This is a genomic window from Calditrichota bacterium, from assembly GCA_014359355.1.
In the GTDB taxonomy this organism is placed as follows: Bacteria; Zhuqueibacterota; Zhuqueibacteria; order JANLFK01; family Oleimicrobiaceae; genus Oleimicrobium.
Map to the genome: position 1 here is coordinate 1 of JACIZP010000064.1, position 17,777 is coordinate 17,777.

A 17,777-nucleotide genomic window follows, 5' to 3' on the forward strand; every position below is an offset into this window, starting at 1 on the left:
TCCCGGAGATGCTCTCTGGTCGCGTGAAGACGCTGCACCCTCTGATTCTCGGGGGCATTCTGGCGGTGCGCAGCGACCCGCAGCACATGGCCGAGCTTCAGGAGCATGGCATCGTTCCCATAGACCTCGTGGTGGTCAACCTCTATCCCTTCGAAAGCACCGTTGCGCGGCCGGGAGTGACCGTCGCAGAGGCCACGGAGAACATCGACATCGGCGGGCCTACCATGATCCGTGCTGCGGCAAAGAACTTTGCCCACGTGGCCGTGGTCACCCGTCCCGACCAGTACGGCTGGGTGCTGGAAGAGCTTCGCGCCAAAGGCGGCGCTCTTTCGGATGACTCACGCCGTCGGCTGGCAGCAGAGGCATTCGCCCTCACCAGCCGCTACGACGCCGCAATCGAGAGTTACGTGCGTTCCCTTGACGAAGGCCAGGAGGCCATGCCCGCGCGGTTGTGGGCGTGCCTGGACAAGGTGGCCGAGCTGCGCTATGGCGAGAATCCCCACCAGCGAGCGGCCCTCTACGCCAGGCACGGGGCACACGCCGCCGGCCTGCTGGGAGCCCAACAGTTGCAGGGCAAGCAGCTCTCCTTCAACAACTACCTCGATGCCCACGCTGCCTTGGGCCTCCTGCTGGAGTTCGAGGAACCGTGTGCCGTTATCCTCAAGCACAACAACCCATGTGGCGCAGCAGTGGCCGAGGAGGTCCTGGCCGCCTATCGCAAGGCCCTGGCCACGGATCCGGTCTCTGCCTTCGGCGGGATTGTCGCCGTCAATCGGCCGGTGAGGAGGGACCTTGCCGAAGAGCTTTCTCAACTGTTCCTGGAGGTGGTTTTGGCGCCGTCATTCGAGCCTGCGGCGCTCGAAGTTCTCGGCAAGAAGAAAAACCTCCGTCTGCTCGCCTTAGGGGAGCTGGGCGATAGGAGCAGCAACGGCTTCGACATCAAGACAATCGCCGGCGGTTATTTGGTGCAGGACCAGGATCAGGAGCCGCCAGCCGCGTTCAAGGTGGTCACCAAACGCGCCCCCACCGAGGCAGAGTGGCAGGCGCTGCGCTTTGGCTGGAAGGTGGTCAAGTGGGTCAAATCCAACGCCGTGATTTTTGTCGGCACCGACCGCACGCTGGGGATCGGCGCCGGGCAGATGTCGCGGGTTGACTCCTCCCGCCTGGCGGTGATGAAGGCCAAAGCGGCGGGCTTGGATCTGCAAGGCTCTGCGGTGGCTTCCGATGCCTTCTTCCCTTTCCGCGACGGGGTAGACGCAGCGGCGGAGGCCGGCGCGACAGCCATCATCCAACCGGGCGGTTCGGTGCGGGACGAGGAGGTCATCGCCGCCGCTGATGAGCACGGCATGGCTATGGTCTTCACCGGCGTGCGTCACTTCCGCCACTGATGAGCGACGAGATGGTACAGACGGAGAGTTGCAGCAGAGAACCAAACAGGGATCGATATCGACATGGGACTCTTCTCAAGTGACATTGCCATTGACCTCGGCACGGCCAACACGCTGGTCGCGGTCAAGGGGCGAGGGATAGTGGTCAACGAGCCCTCGGTGGTGGCGGTACGCAGGGACGATCAGGAAATAGTCGCCTTCGGCGCCGCTGCCAAGGAGATGGTCGGGCGCACCCCACGGGAAATCGTCACGGTGCGGCCTTTGCGCGACGGTGTGATCGCCGACTTTGAACTGGCCGAGCAGATGATTCGCTACTTCATCCGCAAGGCGCAGTCCACCCTTCTCTCGCGGCCGCGCATGGCGATCTGCGTGCCGTCAGGAGTCACCGAGGTGGAAAGGAGAGCAGTGCGCGACTCGGCCGAACAAGCCGGCGCCCGGCAGGTCTTTCTCATCGAGGAACCAATGGCGGCGGCCATCGGCGTCGGTCTGCCGGTCGAGGATGCAGTCGGGAGTATGATCATCGACATCGGCGGAGGTACCACCGAGATGGCCGTAATCGCCATGAATGGCATCGTGAGCTCGGTTTCCATCCGCGTTGCCGGCGACGAAATGACCGAGGCCATCATCCAGTACTACAAGAAGAACTACAATCTGCTGCTCGGGGAGAACACCGCCGAGTACATCAAATGCACCATCGGCTCGGCGGCTCCGTACGATGAACGCGGCTCGTTGACCGTTAAGGGGCGCGACTTGGTGAGTGGCATTCCCAAGACGGTCGAGGCGAAAGGAGCGGAGGTGCAGGAAGCCCTGGCCGAGGCGGTGACGCTCATCGTTGAGTCGACCAAGAAGTGCCTGGACCAAACGCCACCCGAACTGGCAGCCGACCTGGTGGACCGCGGCATCATCATCTCCGGAGGTGGTGCTCTGCTGAAGGGGCTGGATGAACGTCTGCGCCAGGAGACAAATCTGCCGGTTATCGTGGCCGAGGACCCCATGACCTGTGTGGTGCGTGGCACCAGCAAGATTCTTGAGGACCTGCCCCGCTACGAGAAAGTTCTCAGCCGGGCCAAACGCTATTGACCCCTGTTTCATCCCTCTAAAGCGATTGGAAACTGATGCGGCGTCGTCTACCCACTCTTTTGCCACCGCGCGAGTACACCATCCTGGCGCTGCTGGTGTTCTTGGCCGTGGCCTTGACCACCTCCAGCACCCGCACGTCCATGGATGGCCCCCGTTTGGCGGTACTGGCCATTGTGGCCAAGGCCGCGCGACCCGTGGCGGCCATAGAGCAGTGGGTAAAGCTTGGCAGAGAAAACACCGAGTTGCGGCGCATCAACGCGCAGTTGGTGCTGGACAATGCCATTCTTGCCGAGGCCAGGGCCGAGAACGAAAGGCTGCGAGCCCTGCTGGGATTCACCACTCAAGCGCCGCTCGATTATGTGCCGGCGCGGGTGATCGGCACCTCCACGCAGGGCTTTGTCAACTGCGTTATCCTGGACGTAGGCAGTGGCAAGGGGCTGCGCAAGAACATGCCGGTGGTCTGCGCCGAAGGCCTGGTTGGCAAGCTGTACACTGTTGGGCGCGACCAGTCGTTGGCTCAGTTGCTCACCGACCGCAACGCACGGGTGAGCGCCCGGGTGCAGCGCAGCCGGGTGACCGGCATCGTGCGCAGTGTCCATGCGAACTTGTTCCTCCTGGAGCAAGTGCCCAAACGGGCTGACGTCCGCGTGGGGGACGTGGTTGTCACTTCTGGGCTGACTCCCATGTTCCCCGCGGGGTTGAAAATCGGCACGGTCAGTGCCGTCTCCGAGGAGGCCCCTGGCCTCTTCATGACCATCTCCTTGCTTCCTGCTGCCGATTTCAGCCGTCTGGAGGAACTGCTGGTCGTCCGTTCTCCTGCCGAAGCGAGCCAAGCGCTGAAGCCATGAGATATCTGTCCTACATCGTGCTTCTCCTTGCAGGCGTGGTGCTCCAGGTCGGAGTACTCCGTTTCGCCAGTGTCATGGGCGTTGCCCCGGACCTGCTTCTGCTGGCGACCGTCGTGGTGGGGTTGCGCAGCGGACAGGTTCCCGGGATGGTCTTCGGCTTTCTCGCCGGCTTGGCGATCGACCTGGTCACCGCCACGCTGGTGGGGCCCTCTGCTCTGAGCAATACGATCGTGGGCTTCATCGCCGGCCTGTGGCATGGCTACACCGTAAGTCTTCGCAGGAACGCCTCTCTCCTGGTGCTGCTCGTGTGTGTGTCGGTGCATGAGCTCATCATGGCAATTGTGCAGGCGCTCGCGCCCGGGACCCACTTGGGCTTTGTGCTCCTCCGGTGGACGCTGCCGCGCGCCGTTTACAGCTTAGCTCTGGGCATGCTGGTGTTCGTACTGCTTCCACAGAAGGTCTGGCGAGCGCGCTCGACAAGTCTGTTCGGGGGGCGTGTGTAGATGCAGGCAGCGAATGTCGAGCACAACCGTTTTCTGTTCAAAGTCGGGCTCTACGTCGCGTTCGGCGTGATCGCGCTGCGGCTCTTCCAGCTCCAGGTGCTGTCGGCAGAACGCTACACGCGCGAGGCCGAACGCAACCGCATTCGCGCCGTTCCCTTGGAGGCCACCCGCGGCGTAATTTACGACGTGAACGGCACCGTCCTCGTAGAGAACCGCCCAGCATACTCGGTTTCAGTGATCCCTTATGAGGTAACCGGCCGCGACTCCGTGCTCGCACTGCTCGGGGAGATCCTTGGCCTGTCACGTGAAGAGCTTGTCACACGCATCCAACGCAACAAGTGGGGCACGTTTACTCCCACCAAAGTCAGCCACCACATCAGCGACCTGGCCTTGGCCCGCCTCGAGGAACACCGTTTGGACCTCCCGGGGGTGATCTTCGAAGTGGAGCCCCGGCGTGCCTACCCGCTTGGTCCGTTGGCGCCCCATGCGTTTGGCTATTTGGGAGAAATCTCTCCCGCTGAATTGACCACGTTGCGCGATGCAGGCTACCAGATGGGTGACCTGCTTGGCAAGAAGGGGCTGGAAAAGCAGTATGAACCTCTTTTGCGCGGGCAAAAAGGCTATCTCTACCTGGAAGTGGACGCCGTCGGACGCGAGATCCGCGCCTTGGACAAGCCTGCGCCTACGCCGCCACGTGAGGGTCAGAGCCTTCTCACCGGTCTGGACGCGGATATGCAAGCTCGCTTGGTCGAGGCCATGGCGGGCAAAAAGGGTGGCGCCGTTTTCTTGAATTGCCGCAACGGCGAGGTGCTTGCCATCGCCAGCTTCCCAGGCTTTGATTTGGAGGCGCTATCCGGCATGCTCAGCCCCCAGGCCTGGACAGCTGTGCTCAACGACCCGGACAAGCCGCTGTTTGACCGTGTGATTCAAGGAGCCTTTCCGGCGGGGTCCACCTTCAAGCTGGTCATCGCCGCTGCCGCCCTGGAAAGCGGCGCGCTCACCAAGGACTTTTCCGTGACCTGCGGTGGTTTCACCCGCCTGGGCACCCACACTTTCGACTGCTGGAAGAAGCAGGGACACGGCCGCCTGCAGATGATCGAGGCGATTGAGCGGTCATGCAACGTCTACTTCTACAACGTCGGCCTGCATGTGGACATCGATACCTGGGCGCGCTGTGCAAAAAACTTTGGATTTGGCCAGCCCACAGGGATCGATCTGCCTAATGAGAGCCCTGGCAATCTGCCCGATCGGGCGTTCCTCGATGCCCGCTACGGCAAAGATGCCTGGACGCGTGGCATGATGCTGAACCTGGCTGTGGGGCAAGGCGACCTGTTGGTGACACCTCTACAAATGGCGCAACTGGCCATGGCCATCGCCAACGAAGGGGTCTATTATCGGCCTCATCTGGTGCGAGGCACAGTGGAACCGGCTAACCGCAGTGTCAAGTGGGTGAACGTAGAGCAACACCACGTCGAGGGGGTGTCGCCGGAAACTTACGCCGTCCTCAAGCAAGGCATGTGGCGTGTGGTCCAGGGCGAAAGAGGCACTGGAGCTGCATGCCGCCTGCCCAACGTAGAGGTGGCGGGCAAGACGGGTACCGCCCAGAATCCGCACGGCGAAGACCATGCGTGGTTCATCGGCTTTGCGCCGTTTTCCAGTCCGGAGGTGGCCTTTGCCGTCTTTGTGGAGAACGGCGGCAAAGGCGGCGCGGTTGCCGCCCCAGTTGCCAGGAGGGTGCTGGAAGTCTATTTCCAGAAGCACTCGCCGCAAGCACCGCCAATTGCTGCCCGCGTGGTGGAGGAGGACCGGTAGCTCATGGTCAGCCGCCTGGACACACCCATACTCGCGTGCATGGTGCTGCTGATGGCCATCGGCCTGCTCGCCATCTACAGCGCCACCGCCCACCACGAATCGCCCTTTTTGCGGGGCAGCCTCACCCGGCAGGCGATCTGGGCGGTGAGCGGCCTGGTGGTCGCCGGCATCGCGACGATAGTCCCATTTCGCACGATCGAGCGGTTTGCCTACGTCCTCTATGGCGCCGTCCTGGTCATGCTGGTGGCGGTTCTTTTCGTCGGAAAGGGGGCAAATGCCCGTTGGTTCGCCCTTGGTCCGGCGCGCCTGCAGCCTGCAGAATTTGCCAAGGTCGGCGTCGTCATAGCGCTGGCCCGCTTCCTCACCGGCCGCCGTACCGACGTCAATAGCGCCAAGGACATCTTGACTGCCGCGGCGATCGTGGCAGTGCCAACTCTCCTGGTGCTGAAACAACCAGACCTTGGCACCGCTTTGGTGTTCTTGGGGTCACTGCTCCCCCTTCTCTACTGGGCTGGGCTCAGAGGGTTCACTCTTTTCCTCATTGTGGCTCCGGCCGTCACTGCCTTAGCCTCGTTCAAGTTCATGACTTTCTTCCTGGCAATGCTCGGGCTGGCAGCTTTGCTCTACTTTTCCCGCCGAGGTCGCCGCGTGCTTGTCTTCAACCTGCTTCTTAACCTGGGCGTGGGCGTGTTGGCGCCGGCGCTCTACAACAGGTTGGCGCCCTATCAGCAGAATCGCATCCTCGCCTTTCTTGGCCTCAAAACAGACCCGCATGGGGTAAGCTACCAGGTCATCCAGTCGAAGGTAGCAATTGGCTCTGGTGGTCTTTTCGGCAAAGGGTTTATGCAAGGTTCCCAGACGCAGCTCCGCTTTCTGCCTGAGCAACATACCGACTTTATCTTCTCCGTCATCGGCGAGGAGTTTGGCTTCGTAGGGTCGCTGTTCGTGTTGACCTTGTTCTTCGTGTTGCTGTTCCGAGCGCTGCGTATCGCCGCCACGGCCAGAAACCAGTTCACCAGCCTGGTAGTAGCAGGCGCCGTGACGGTCATCGCGCTCCATGTCGTCATCAACATCGGGGTAACCTTGGGCATAATGCCGGTTACCGGCTTGCCGTTGCCCTTCGTGAGCTATGGTGGCTCATCGCTCTGGACGTTCGCCATTTTGGTGGGTTTCATGTTGAACGGCTCGCTCCATCGCCTGGATTATTGACCAAGCAGGGAGTCAACCATGCATCCAGTTCTCTTCAAACTCGGCCCGTTGGAGATTCACGCGTACGGCCTCATGTTGGCCATTTCGTTTGTGCTGGGCATTCTGTTGGCTGCCCGGCGCGCCAAGCGACTGGGCATCGACCCCAACCGCATCATGGACCTCGGCGTGCTGGTCGCGGTGAGCGCCATCGTGGGCGCGCGGCTGTTTTATGTGGCCTTTCACCTGGACGAGTTCCGCGGCCACTGGACCGACACCTTTAACCCATTTCAGAGCACCGGCCAGGTGGGCATCGGCGGCCTCACCCTCCTGGGTGGGGTGATCCTCGCCATCCTCACCAGCTACATCTACCTGCGGCTGAAAAACCTCTCCTTCCTGCGCGTTGCCGACGTGGTGGCGCCATCATTGGGGCTGGGGATTTTCTTGACGCGCATCGGCTGTTTTCTCAACGGATGTTGTTTCGGCGTGCCCTGCCACCTGCCCTGGGCGGTGAGTTTTCCATATGGGAGTCCGGCGCACTACCACTATGGCCCGGTGCCGATCCACCCCACGCAACTCTATTCTTCGCTCGGCGGCCTCGTCATGTTTGGCGCTTTGCTCGCGCTGGATCGCCATCGCCGCTTCGACGGGTATTTGTTCTACTTCTTTCTCGTCTTTTATGGCATCGGGCGTTTTCTCGTGGACTTTGTCCGGTACTATGAGCCGAGCATGGTCCTTGTCCGCCTCGGCTCTGTGACGATCTCCATGAACCAAGGGATCAGCCTGTTGATGCTGGCCGCCGGGATCATTGGGTTGGTTCTTGGGTGGAGGAGGCTTCGGGCAACAGCGGCCTAAAGAAGCGAACTGAAACAGATTCTGGAAGGAAACGGCCTGGTCGAAAGAATCTGGGGCCCGCGTTCAAAGAGAGGTTGCTCGCGCCCTTGCCCAGGTAAGTGCTGATACAGTCCGCCGGCCAGCATCTGTCCTCCCGGAACCATGGCTTGTGCCCCTCCCGGAGAACACCACCAGACGCGAGCCCCGCGGATGGGCCAGTTCTACAGCCTAATGCTGCAAGGACAACGCGGCAGTTGCCAGTGGGGCAAGCTCGCAACTGCCGCGTACTAACAGAAGATTGAAAGATTGATCGGCGCGATAGCGGGGAGGAGGCGCAGGCGCCTCCGCGCTACGCGTCCTTTCACATCCCTGATCTTCTGGCCTCCCCCCGCCCTGCGCAGTATCGTAGACACTCGGCCTGTTTCTCTGGCTTGACTTGCATGGGCCTCCCCACCCGCACTCCATCCCTCCTGCCTTCCCATGGCACGGTGGCTTAGCACGCGCGGGGAATAGCCTCGAATTACGAATCCGCAAGTGCTCCACCTTTCCCTCCACCAGTTTTGTAACAAGTCCCTTCCAAACGGCATCTATGGTGCTCTCGTAACTCTTTGATTCCGCTGTCGCTACCGCGCCCTCACTTCGCTGGCACGATGCTTGTGGACACGCGCGTGGGGCTACATTCCATGGAAGGATTGACGGAGGGTCGTGACATGAAAGCGAGAGATATGGCCATTGCCAGAGGAGCCCTTCTTGTGTGGGGGCTTACCTTCGTAAGCAGGTTGGCAGCGGAGTCGATCACCGTACGGTGGAACCCGAACTCCGAGCCGGACCTGGCCGGGTACAAGGTCTATTATGGCACTACCTCGGGACATTACTCTGAGGTCATAGACGTCAACCTCACCACAGTTGCAGTCGTTGACGGGCTACAGCCGGCCACGCGCTACTACTTCGTAGTCACCGCCTACGACTCGGCAGGCAACGAGAGCGAGCCGTCGGACGAGGTCTACGCCACCACGCTGGACCAGACACCGCCCACGCTCGTCTCGGCCACCGTGAGGACCGCCACCGAGCTGCTGGTTACCTTCTCAGAGCCGGTAGCGACCCGTTCGGCTGAGGAGCCCAACAACTACCGCATTGATGGCGGCGTGACAGTCACGAGGGCCACGCTCACCGCTGACCCGAAGGTCGTCCTTCTCACCACCTCTCCACACACCAACGGGCGAAGCTATGCGTTAACGGTGAGCGGGGTAGCCGATTGCGCAACCCCCGCCAACGTGATCCGACCCAACAGCACCCTTCAGTACAGATGCGAGTATCAGGACATCACGCCGCCCCAACTTGTGGCAGCCACCCTTCTAGACGCCACCACCCTCGAGGTGCAGTTTAGCGAACCGGTGGATAGCAGAGTGGCCGAGAACATCGCCAATTATGCCATCAACAACGGCATCCGCATTTCTGCCGCCACGCTCAGCGCCTCGGGGGAGAGGGTCACCCTGCACACATCTTCCCACAGCGCAGGCGTGGTCTATGTTCTAACGGTGAACAACATCATCGACCGGGCTCCGACGCCGAACTTTATCGTCCCCAATTCCACCGTGTTCTACACCTATGACCCTGGTGACACGCAGGGCCCGCGCATTCTCACGGTGACCCTCCCCGAAGCCACGCAAGTCCTTGTCAGGTTCGACGAACCGCTGGACCCCACGTCCGCCCAGACGCCGGCAAATTATGCTATCAGCAACGGGGTGGTGGTGCACTCCGCTACGCTGGATACCTCGGGTTGCGTGGTCGTATTGAGCACCACGCCGCATAGTCCAGGCGTCCCTTACGTCCTGACCGTCAACAATGTGCAAGACCGTGCCAGGCAGCCGAATCCCATAAGCCCGAACAGCTCTTACGGCTACTTCTTCGATCCCGGGGATATTGAGGCGCCTACGCTCCTGGCGGCTTCCTTGCTGGATGCCACGCATTTGCTCATCAGCTTCAGCGAGCCGGTGCAACAGCTCAGTGCTGAGCTGGCGTACAACTATGTCATCAACAATGGCATCGGCGTGCGTTCCGCAGTGCTGCTTCCAGATGGCAGGACGGTGCTGCTGGAAACCTCGCCACATGTGTCGACGGCCACGTACATCGTGACGGTCAACAACGTGGCAGACCGGGCCTCGCCGCCCAATGTCATCGCCGCCAACAGTTCTATCACTTACGTCTACGCCCCTCAGGACCTCACCGGTCCCACCATTGTCATGGTGACCGTCCTCAGCCCGACTCAATTGGAGGTCTCTTTCAGCGAACGGGTGGACAGCACCAGTGCGGAGGAAGTGGGGAACTACTCCATCAGCAACGGCGTGACGGTGCTGGCGGCGCGCCGCACAGCCTCCGGGCACGCAGTACGCCTGACTACTACGCCGCACGCGACCAACCAGATCTATATCCTCATGGTCAGCAACGTCACCGATGTGGCCAATCCACCGAATGCCATTTTGCCTAACAGTCCCTATTCGTACCTCGTGCAGCCCATGGACGAGGTGCCGCCCGTGCTGGTCTCGGTCACCGTTGTGGACGAAAGAACGCTGGATGTTCGCTTCAGCGAGGAAGTAGAAAGAGAGTCGGCCGAGCGCACCGGTAACTACCTCATCAACGACGGCGTCACCGTAGAGCGAGCACAGCTGGACAACTCTGCGCGGGTGGTGCGCCTCACCACGTCGCCGCATGAGTTCGGGAAGGTCTATTTGCTCTCCGTGAGCAACGTGACCGACTGCGCCACCCCGCCGAACGCCATCGCGCCGAATTCACCGTATGCCTATGCGCTTTCGCCAGGTGACCGTACTCCCCCCACCTTAGCGGGAGCCCGTTTGTTGGACGCCAGCACTCTGGAGCTGACTTTTAGCAAGCCGGTGGAGCAGAGCTCGGCAGAGACGGTGAGCAACTACCAGATCGACAACGGCGTGCAGGTGCGCAGTGCCACGCTTGACACCAGCGGCCGGGTCGTACGCCTTGAGACGACGCTTCACGAGCCGGGGCGGGTGCACGTCCTCCTGGTGAGCAACGTGCGCGACCGGGCAGTGCCGCCGAATACCATTGCGCCCAACAGTCCCTTCACCTACGTCTATCGTGCGCCTGATGAGACGCCGCCGACGCTTGTCTTGGTGCGGGCAGTCAGCTTGACGCAAATAGAGGTGCTCTTCAGCGAGCCGGTGGCCCGCAGGGAAGCGGAAAACCCGTCAAGCTACCGGATCAACAACAGCACCCAGGTGACGGCCGCCGAACTGGACGCCTCTGGGCAGTTGGTGCGCCTCACCACCTCTGCACACACCCCGAACCGGCTGTACGTCCTCGTCGTGAACGGCATCTCCGACCTTGCCGTGCCGCCTAATGTCATTGCCCAGAATTCGTCGTACTCGTACACCTACGAACCTCCGGCAGTGGTGGCGCCGACGATCTCTTCTGCACGTCTGCTCGACAGCCAGACGCTCGAGGTGACGTTCAACAAACCGGTGGACCAAACACAGGCAGAGCTGGTCGAAAACTACTCGATCAGCAACGGGGTGACGGTATACAGTGCCACCCTCCAGGGCTTGGGTAATGTGGTTCGTCTGCGGACTTCGCCGCATGTGCCCAACACTCTGTACATCCTGCTTGTTAACGGCATCAAGGACCGAGAAGTGGTGCCGACCACCATCGCCCCCAATACACCGTGCCTCTACACCTATCATCCTGACGACCAGGAGGCGCCATTTGTGGTGGCGGTGCGCGTGGTCGATGCCTCCCGGCTGGACGTCGAATTCAGCGAGGCGTTGGAGCCAACCTCCGCGCAGACTGCCAGCAATTACACCATCAACAATGGCGTGCAAGTGCTGGGGGCAGTACTCTCCCCAGACGGGCGAGTGGTGCACCTGACCACGTCGCCGCATGTGCCGGACCGCATCTACATCCTGCTCCTGCGCGGGATCGCCGACACGGCGCCCTATCCTAACGTCATTGCGCCCAACACCTCGTACACTTACACCTACACCCCCCCTGACCGCAGTGGGCCCACCATCCGCCTGGTCACCGTGCGGAGCGCGACGGAGCTCAGCGTGCTCTTCAGCGAGCCTGTGGAACGTACCGGGGCGGAAACCATCAGCAACTACGTCATCAGCCATGGCGTTCAGGTGGTGGCTGCTCAGCTCGACAGCTCATCTACCACCGTCACTCTGACGACCACGGAACATGCACCTTCCGTGGTGCACATCCTCATGGTGAGCAACATCACCGATGTGTCTCCCGCAAGAAACGCCATTGTGGCCAACAGTCCCTACTCCTACGTCTTCACCCCCGCCGATCAGACGGAGCCCACCATTGTCAAGGTGACGCCGCTTGATCAATCGCACTTGGACGTGCAGTTCAGCGAAGCGGTGGAGCGCTCTTCCGCCGAAGATGTGACCAACTATCAGATCACCGGTCTTGCGGTGCAAAGCGCGGCGCTCGACCCCAACGGGGTGACGGTGCATTTGACCACGACGGCGTGTGTGCCGGGACAGGTCTATATCCTGTTGGTGAGCAACGTCACCGACCGGGCGCTTCCCCCAAATCGCATTCGGCAGAACAGCCCCTATGCCTTCACCTTCCGGCCGGCAGACACGACGCCTCCCACCATCACTGCTGTGCAGGCGGCCGATGCCAATTCGCTGCAGGTCTTCTTCAGCAAACCTCTTGACCAGAACTCGGCGACGAACGTGGCCCACTACACCATCAGCAGCGGTGTAACGGTCTTGGCTGCCAGCCTGGACCCCTCGGGGGCGCTCGTTCACCTGAGCACGACAACTCATCAGCCGGACTTGGTGTACGTCCTCATGGTGAGCAACGTGGCCGATACCTGTCGCCCAGCCAATTTGATTTCCCCGAATAGCTCCTATGCGTACACCTATCACCAGGAGGACAGAACGGCACCCACTATCGTCATGGCTTCGCCACGCGATGCCACCCATGTGAGCGTCGTGTTCAGCGAACCGGTGGACGAGCTGACCGCGGTGCAGACGAGCAACTACCGCCTGAACTACGGCGTGAACGTACTCGGCGCGACCCTGGAAAGTCCCACTACTGTACTGCTCACCACCACGCAGCATGAGCCGGGCAAGATCTACATCCTCTTGGTGAGTGGCGTGCGGGATCGGGCGCCAGTGCCGAACGCCATCGCCGGCAACACGCCGTACTCCTACGTGTTCACCCCGGCGGACTTGACTGCGCCGGTGATTACCGGGGTTAATGTACAGGACGAAACTCACCTGGATGTATCCTTTAGCAAAGAGCTGGAGCGGCAGTCCGCCGAAACGCTCAGTAACTATCGCATCAGCGGAGGTGTCCAGGTCACCGCCGCCACCTTGGATGGTACGGGACGGACCGTGCGTCTGGTCACCTCTGCCCACACCCCGGGCAAGCTGTACATCCTGATGGTCAGCAATGTGCGCGACAGAGCCGCGGTGCCCAATCAGATTGCGGCAAACAGCCCGTACCTCTACACCTATGACCCGCTAGAGCGCAAGACGCTCGCCGTGGCGCAGGTGGAAGTGGTGGAGGAGACTCTCCTAAGAGTGACGTTCACCACCCAAGTCGATCCGGTTACCGCCGGCGACCACCGCAACTACAGCGTGGACAACGGAATCCTGGTGATTCGTGCTGAACCTTCGAGCGATGGCCTCAGCGTATTCCTGGTCACCACGCCGCATGCTCCTGGGCGCACGTACACTCTCACGTTGTCGAACGTCAAGGACAGGGCGGCGATACCGCAGGCCATCAGGCCTTTCACGACTTTTTCCTACTCCTATCTACCCGCGCTGACAGTGGCCATCCTCAGCACCAACGAGTGCGAAAAGTCCTTCGTCGGGCTTGGCAAAGAGTACTACGTGGACCGTCACTATTTCATAACCTCCTTCCCGACTGAAATGGACGGTGCACTCATGCTCAAGATGGCCAACGGGGACAAGGGGCGCACCGAATCGGAGTTCCTGCGCTTCGAGGTCGATCGCGACGTAGTAGTCACGGTGGCCTATGATAGCAGGGCCACCACGTTCCCCAGCTGGCTGACGAAGCACTTCACCAGGACCAACCAGTTCATTGGCGTCACCGACGGAGCGAAGCGACTTGACCTGTGGGTGCAGCGCTTCAAGAAGGGGGTGATTGCCCTGGGTGCGAACATGGCCGCAGGGGCAGTGGAGCCCCGGAGCATGTACTTGGTAATTGTGCAGACGGATGCCACCTCCGGACGCGACACCGGCGGCAGCGGCCACGAGGCAGAGGGCGCGGACGATTTTGCCTCGGGCGGCGTGCCGCGGCAATATGCCTTGCAGCAGAATTTTCCCAATCCGTTCAATCCAGATACAGAGATCCGCTACCAGCTTCCACGGGCGGCCAAGGTGAAAGTGGTCGTCTACAACCTGCTGGGGCGAAGGGTCAAGACCCTGTTTGAGGGGGAGCGCGAGCCAGGCTACTACCGGGCTTACTGGAACGCGGTGGACGACGAGGGCTTCCCCGTGGCGACCGGCCTCTATCTGTGTCGCATCGAATGCCGCAACCAAGCGGAACGGAATGGCGTGATGGTGGAGATTGTGGACTTTGCGGCAACCATTAAGCTGATGTACATGAAATAGCCCCGTCGTCCCTTTACCCGCACCAGCCAAGGCCAGGAGGGTGTGCAGCCCTACTGGCCTTTGGCTTCTGGGGCGCCCCCCGGACTTCTGCTCTCCCTTCCTCCCACGCGCGGGGTAGGCGGCCTCTCGCCCCTCTCTACCCGACGGCCGCCAGCGAGGAAACGGTGGTTGACCCCGTAGGCGGCCTGCCGCCGGGCGACCCAGCCGGCGAGCAAGAGGCGGCTCGCGGGTGGGCAAGGAGTGGCTCTATCGCTGAGGCCACCATGGCAGGCCACAAAAAAATGCGTTGACTGGCTGCCTATATTTCTGTATATTACCCCGGCCTGGGAAAGGACTCCTCCGAATGTGCTCCACGCGTCTGCCTGCGACATGGCAGCGCCAGGCACTCCAATTGAAACCAAGGCAAGAATGAGAACCGTCACCGCGCTCATTGCACTGGTTTGCATAGTGTCGCTGGGGTCCGCGCAGCAGGCACCTGCACCCGCCAGTTTGCCTGCCAGCTATCCCTATCAGGAACTCCTGCGGAGCTTGCGCACGACGCCGCAAGCTGAGGTCGGCCCCTCTTTGCTTGGCGGGCAGGAGTTAAGCCTTTTTGGGCACGACTTTTTCCGGACGCCGCGCGAACTGGCCACCACCGCAGGTCGTCTGCCCGAGAACTATGCGTTGGGTCCTGGCGACCGCCTCGGGATATTCCTCACGGGCAAGATCCAAAAGGAACTGGATGTCACGGTCAACTTGGAAGGGAAGATTTACGTTCCCCCTGCAGGCGTCCTCACCGTGCAGGGAATGAGCATGCGCGACCTTCAGCAGCAGCTGCAGAAGGTCATGGCGCGCTACTTCCAGAACTTTGCCCTGCAGGTGATGCTCATCGCGCCGAAACCGGTGCAAGTGACGGTGGTCGGCGAAGTCCAGCAACCGGGCCGCTTTACCCTCACCGCCTTGAACACGGTCTTTGACGCCTTGTGCGCCGCAGGGGGACCGAGCCCGCGAGGTTCCCTGCGCGCCATCAATCTCTATCGCAACGACTCCTTGTTTGCCGTCGTGGACCTGTACGGACTGCTCACCAATCGTGACCCCGCCCAAGACCTGCTGTTGCAGGGCGGCGACCGCCTCTACGTGCCGATAGCTGCCGCCATCGTGGCCGTCGTGGGCGAGGTCAAGAGGCCAGCGGCCTATGAACTGCGGCCAGACCTTAAGGAGACACTCGCGGACATCGTCGAATTGGCTGGAGGCCTCACCGATTATGGCCTTCGCAGCCGTGTGGAGGTGAGTCGCCTGCTGCCCAACGGAGAACGCATCCTCCACTTCGTGAACCTGGACAGCACGGCGCAGGTGCGCGCCCTGTCCTTGCGTAACAACGACCGCGTGCGCGTCTTCTCCAAGCAGGATCTTATCCACGACCGGGTGGTGACCATTTCTGGTGCAGTTACCCGCCCCGGGCAGTACTTGCTCGAGGATAACATGCACTTGAGCGACCTCATCCTCAAGGCCGGCAATGTGACGCGGAGCGCCGATCTCTTAGAGGCCGAGGTCGCCAAGATCGACCCAAAGCAGCCGCCCACCTACCTCAAGGTCAACCTGCGCCGGCTGCTTCTGGAGGGAGACACTTCGCAAGACCTCCTGTTGGAGGAAGACGACCATGTCTTCGTCCGTGAGATCCCCAAGTGGCTGGTGGGCCCCACCGTGGAGGTGCGCGGCGAGGTCTTGTACCCGGGCGTCTATGCCATCGTCAAGGACAGCACCACGCTTGGAGAGATTATGGCCAAGTGCGGGGGCTTTACCGACGAGGCGCTGATCCGTGAGGCCAGACTCATTCGCAGGAGCGCCCCGGCTCTGGTGGACAAGGAGTACGAACGCCTGAAAACCATGACCCGCGACCAGATGACCGACCTGGAGTACGACTATCTGGTCATGAAGGAAAACTTGCGCGACATTGGCCGGGTGGTCGTCGACTTTTACAAGCTGGTCGTGCAGCACGACGCTCGAGAAGACGTCGTGCTAGAAGACGGCGACATCATCGAGGTGCCTAAGGCACCGGTGGTGGTGGGCGTCACGGGCAGGGTGGCCAGGCCTGGCGGTGTGGTACATGTGCCCGGGGCCAAGGTGAGCTACTACGTCAAGCGCGCCGGCGGCTTTGCCTGGGACGCCAACAAGCGCAAGACCAAGGTCATCAAGGTCACCGGCGAGGTCCTGGACGACGAAGATGTCAAGCAGTTGGTGCCGGGCGACATCATTTACGTGCCGAGGCGCCGCCCGCGGGATTATTGGGCGCTCTTCCGCGACGTCATGCTTGTCGCCTCGCAGATTGCCACGGTGGCCCTGGTACTCGACAACGTCGTGAATCGGCGATGAGTGCGGAAACCCTTCATTCGGTGCCCTCAGTTGGCCGACAGCTGGATCTTGTCGAGCTGGTCGGCAGGCTGGTGACAAAGCGCTGGCTCATTGTGCGCAATGCCGTGGTCGCCTGCTTGGCGGTGGGCGTATTGAGCTTCTTGTTGCCTCGTCGCTACACAGCGGTGACTACCCTGTTACCGCCGGCGGAGATGCAGCAGAGCGCCCTGCACGGTATGTTGGCCGAACTGCCCGCCGTGCCCCTGAGCCTTCCCAAAGCAACTACGCCGGCGGCCCTGTTTGTCGAGATACTCAAGAGTCGCTCGGTGCGTGAGATGGTCCTCCAACGCACCTTCGCCACCAAGAAGCGCCAGGCGCCTCTGCTGAAACTGCTACGCGCCAAATCACCAGAAGCCGGTCTGGCTCGCCTGCAACGGTGCACCACCGTGTACGCTTCCGAACAGGGAGTGATCACCATCAAGGTGGAGATGCCGGAGGCGCAGCTTGCTGCGGACGTGGCCAACGCCATGGTTGAGGCATTGGACCGCGTCAATCGCGAGAAGAGCGTCTCACGTGCAAAGAACTCGCGCGTGTACATCGAGCAGCAGCTTGCCTTGACGGAACAGAAGCTCCAGGAGGCCAGCCAGGCTCTGGCTGAGTTTCAACAGACCCACAAGGCCATCGCCTTGGAGGAGCAGACCAAGGCGGCCATCGAGAGTGCCGGCGACCTGAAGGGGCGTATCATCGCCAAGCAGGTGGAGCTGGGTACGCTCCGCCTAACCATGCGCCCGGATAACCCCCAGGTGGTCATGGCCCAGCGCGAGTTGGAGGAGATGCAGGCGCGCTACAATGCACTGCAATTTGGCGAAGACTCGGGAAGCGCCCGCAATGCCGAGGTCTACATCCCCATCGCGCAGCTTCCTGAGGTGGCGCGCCAGCTCGCGGCGCTCATCCGCGAGGTGAAGGTCCAGGAGACCGTCTGGGAGCTCCTGAACCAGCAGTACTATCAGGCCAAGATTCAGGAGGCACGGGACACGCCCACGGTCCAACAATTGGACCGGGCGGTGCCGCCTGAACGCCCCAGCAAACCAAGGCGCCTCCTGCTCATGGTTGTCGCCGGGGTAGTCACGGGCGTGTTGTCCATGCTGTGGGTCACGGTGGCCCCACTGA

At 61.5% G+C, this 17,777-nt stretch carries 10 protein-coding genes; all 10 read left to right on the plus strand.

The annotated features are described in order from the left end of the window. Positions 1 to 1,388: bifunctional phosphoribosylaminoimidazolecarboxamide formyltransferase/IMP cyclohydrolase (gene purH / locus H5U38_02860; GenBank protein ID MBC7185953.1), on the plus strand; the 1,388-nt coding region annotated here is incomplete at its 5' end. A gap of 63 nt (positions 1,389 to 1,451) precedes the next feature. Beyond that, a complete protein-coding gene (locus H5U38_02865) occupies positions 1,452 to 2,468 on the plus strand; it encodes a rod shape-determining protein (GenBank protein ID MBC7185954.1) in 1,017 nt (338 codons plus the stop codon). A 35-nt stretch (positions 2,469 to 2,503) separates the two neighbouring features. Then, positions 2,504 to 3,316 carry a rod shape-determining protein MreC gene (gene mreC, locus H5U38_02870; protein MBC7185955.1) on the plus strand — a complete coding sequence of 271 codons (813 nt, stop codon included), beginning with the start codon at positions 2,504 to 2,506 and terminating at the stop codon, positions 3,314 to 3,316. Further along, positions 3,313 to 3,819: a rod shape-determining protein MreD gene (gene mreD, locus H5U38_02875; GenBank protein ID MBC7185956.1), complete on the plus strand. Its 507-nt coding sequence runs from the start codon at positions 3,313 to 3,315 to the stop codon at positions 3,817 to 3,819. The genes mreC and mreD overlap by 4 nt, the downstream gene beginning before the upstream one ends. After that, positions 3,820 to 5,631, plus strand: a complete 1,812-nt coding sequence (gene mrdA, locus H5U38_02880; GenBank protein ID MBC7185957.1) for a penicillin-binding protein 2 — start codon at positions 3,820 to 3,822, stop codon at positions 5,629 to 5,631. 3 nt (positions 5,632 to 5,634) lie between these two features. Beyond that, on the plus strand, positions 5,635 to 6,840 hold the full coding sequence (gene rodA / locus H5U38_02885; GenBank protein ID MBC7185958.1) for a rod shape-determining protein RodA: 1,206 nt from the start codon (positions 5,635 to 5,637) through the stop codon (positions 6,838 to 6,840). 18 nt (positions 6,841 to 6,858) lie between these two features. After that, the gene (lgt, locus tag H5U38_02890) at positions 6,859 to 7,671 is read left to right on the plus strand and encodes a prolipoprotein diacylglyceryl transferase (GenBank protein MBC7185959.1); all 813 of its coding nucleotides are present in this window, start codon (positions 6,859 to 6,861) and stop codon (positions 7,669 to 7,671) included. 689 nt (positions 7,672 to 8,360) lie between these two features. After that, the gene (locus tag H5U38_02895) at positions 8,361 to 14,276 is read left to right on the plus strand and encodes a fibronectin type III domain-containing protein (protein MBC7185960.1); all 5,916 of its coding nucleotides are present in this window, start codon (positions 8,361 to 8,363) and stop codon (positions 14,274 to 14,276) included. A gap of 408 nt (positions 14,277 to 14,684) precedes the next feature. Continuing rightward, complete coding sequence (locus tag H5U38_02900; GenBank protein ID MBC7185961.1) at positions 14,685 to 16,628, plus strand: SLBB domain-containing protein; 1,944 nt, start codon at positions 14,685 to 14,687, stop codon at positions 16,626 to 16,628. Further along, a partial coding sequence (locus H5U38_02905; protein ID MBC7185962.1) for a hypothetical protein occupies positions 16,625 to 17,777 on the plus strand: 1,153 nt, incomplete at its 3' end. The genes H5U38_02900 and H5U38_02905, both read left to right, overlap by 4 nt.